Raw genomic sequence first — 1852 nt, 5'->3', positions numbered from 1 at the left:
AGCACGACGAAGACGAAGGGCTTGTCGGACCAGGAGCCGAAGGAGGTGACCACGGCGGTGGTCACCGGGTCGAGGTCCCGGCCGGCCACGACCGCCGCCGGGTCGGGGTGGGCGAGGGCCACCGCCATGGCGTTGAGGATCACCACGGTGCCGACGCTCAGCAGTGCCCACCACATGGCGCGCGGCACCTGCCGGCCGGCGTCCTTGGTCTCCTCGGCCGTGGACACGCAGGCGTCGAAGCCGATGAAGCCCCAGCCCGCGACGGCGAGGACGGCGAGGAAGGCCATGACCGTGGAGCCGCCCGACAGCTGCTCGGCGCCGAGGGTCTCGGTGAAGAGGGAGAAGCCGTGCTTGCGGAAGAACAGCAGCAGGCTGAAGCCGACCAGTACGGAGGCCACCGCTTCGGCGGCGATGCCCAGCGAGACGAAGAGGCTGAGGATCCTGATGCCGAAGGCGTTGACCAGCATGCAGGCCAGCAGGATGGCCGCGGCCACCGCGACCATGGCCGCGGGTGTCGGCGTGACACCGATCAGGGCGAAGACCCAGGGCGCCGCCAGGTAGGCGACGGTGGTGTTGCCGAACATCACGGCGAACTGCCACACCCAGCCGCTCATCCAGCCGAACGAGGGCCCGAGCAGCCGGCGCCCCCACTGGTAGGGGCCGCCGGCCAGCGGCCACTGGGAGGCCAGCTCGGAATAGACGTTGACGACCAGGCACTGGCCGAGCAGGACGACGGGCAGCGCCCACACCCAGGCCGGCCCGGCGATGGCCGTCCCGACCATGGACACGGCGTACAGGGCGACCACGGGCGAGACCACGGCGAAGCCCATGGCGATGTTCCCGAGGACGCCGAGGCTGCGGCGCAGCTCCTGCTGGTAGCCGAGGTCGCTGAGCCGGGCGGCGTCGCTGTCGCCTTCCTGCGGGGCGGCGGTGGCGGGTCCGGTGGCGGATCTGCCGCCGGTGGAGGGTTCTTGCACGTGACACCTCGGAGGGCAGGGGGAGCCGTCCGGCGACGCCGGGAGCGCTCCCCGAACTAAATCTAACCGCGTTAGGTAAGGGGTTGCGGGGACGTTAACGCGCCCTCGACCTCTTGGGAAGACCTGCCGACGGGTAACCTGGCGCGGGAAGAGGGGGAGTGCCGCCGTGGGCCGACCGAGCCAGCCGCTGCTGAGCCGCGCGATCATCGCGCGTGCCGCACTGGAACTGCTCAACGAGGAGGGCCCGGACGCCCTGAAGATGCGGTCGCTGGCCGACCGGCTCGGGGTGCGGGGCGCGTCGCTCTACCACCACGTCGCGTCGAAGGACGACCTGCTCGACGCCGCCTCGGAGCTGCTGAACGAGGAGATCGACCTCGGCCCGCTCCAGGACCCCCAGTGGCGCCGGGGCATCGCCGAGTACGCCCGCGGCTACCGCCGGGTGTACCTCCAGCATCCGCACATGATCGCGCTGGTGGCCCGCCGCCGGGTCGAGGCCGACCGGGCCCTGATCGGCTACGACGCCCTGCTGGCCGCCCTGGTCGGGGCGGGGTGCACGCCCGCCGGCGCGGCCGAGGCCGCCGCCGCCCTCGACTACCTGGTCCTCGGCTCCGCCCTGGAGACCTTCACGGCGGGCTTCACCCGCGCCCCGGCCGACTACCGCCCGGACTACCCGGCCCTCGCCGACTCCCTCGAATCGACGGGCACCCGGCCCGGCGGCCTGGCCGGCCTGGACGACCGCGGCTTCGAACTGGGCCTGCGCTTCCTCCTGGACGGCCTGGCCGCGCAGTTGGCGCAGGCCTAGGCGGGGCGAACCGCGCGGGGCAGGCCGGCCGGAGCCGTGCGGGTCCTAGGTCGTCTCTTCCGGATCTTGCCGG

General features: G+C 72.9%; 2 protein-coding genes. One reads left to right on the top strand and one right to left on the bottom strand.

What is annotated here, in order from left to right:
- Positions 1-977 (bottom strand): APC family permease (locus tag VR44_RS34095; protein WP_157880495.1); only part of this gene is annotated, 977 nt, incomplete at its 3' end.
- Positions 978-1143: 166 nt separating this feature from the next.
- Here VR44_RS34095 and VR44_RS34090 point away from each other — a divergent pair.
- On the top strand, positions 1144-1779 hold the full coding sequence (locus tag VR44_RS34090; RefSeq protein ID WP_045951515.1) for a TetR/AcrR family transcriptional regulator: 636 nt from the start codon (positions 1144-1146) through the stop codon (positions 1777-1779).
- The last annotated feature ends 73 nt before the right edge of the window (positions 1780-1852 follow it).

The organism is Streptomyces katrae (assembly GCF_000966975.1).
Taxonomy (GTDB): Bacteria; Actinomycetota; Actinomycetes; order Streptomycetales; family Streptomycetaceae; genus Streptomyces; species Streptomyces katrae.
Note: the sequence above shows the minus strand (reverse complement) of the source record. Positions and strands in the feature narration are given on the sequence as shown.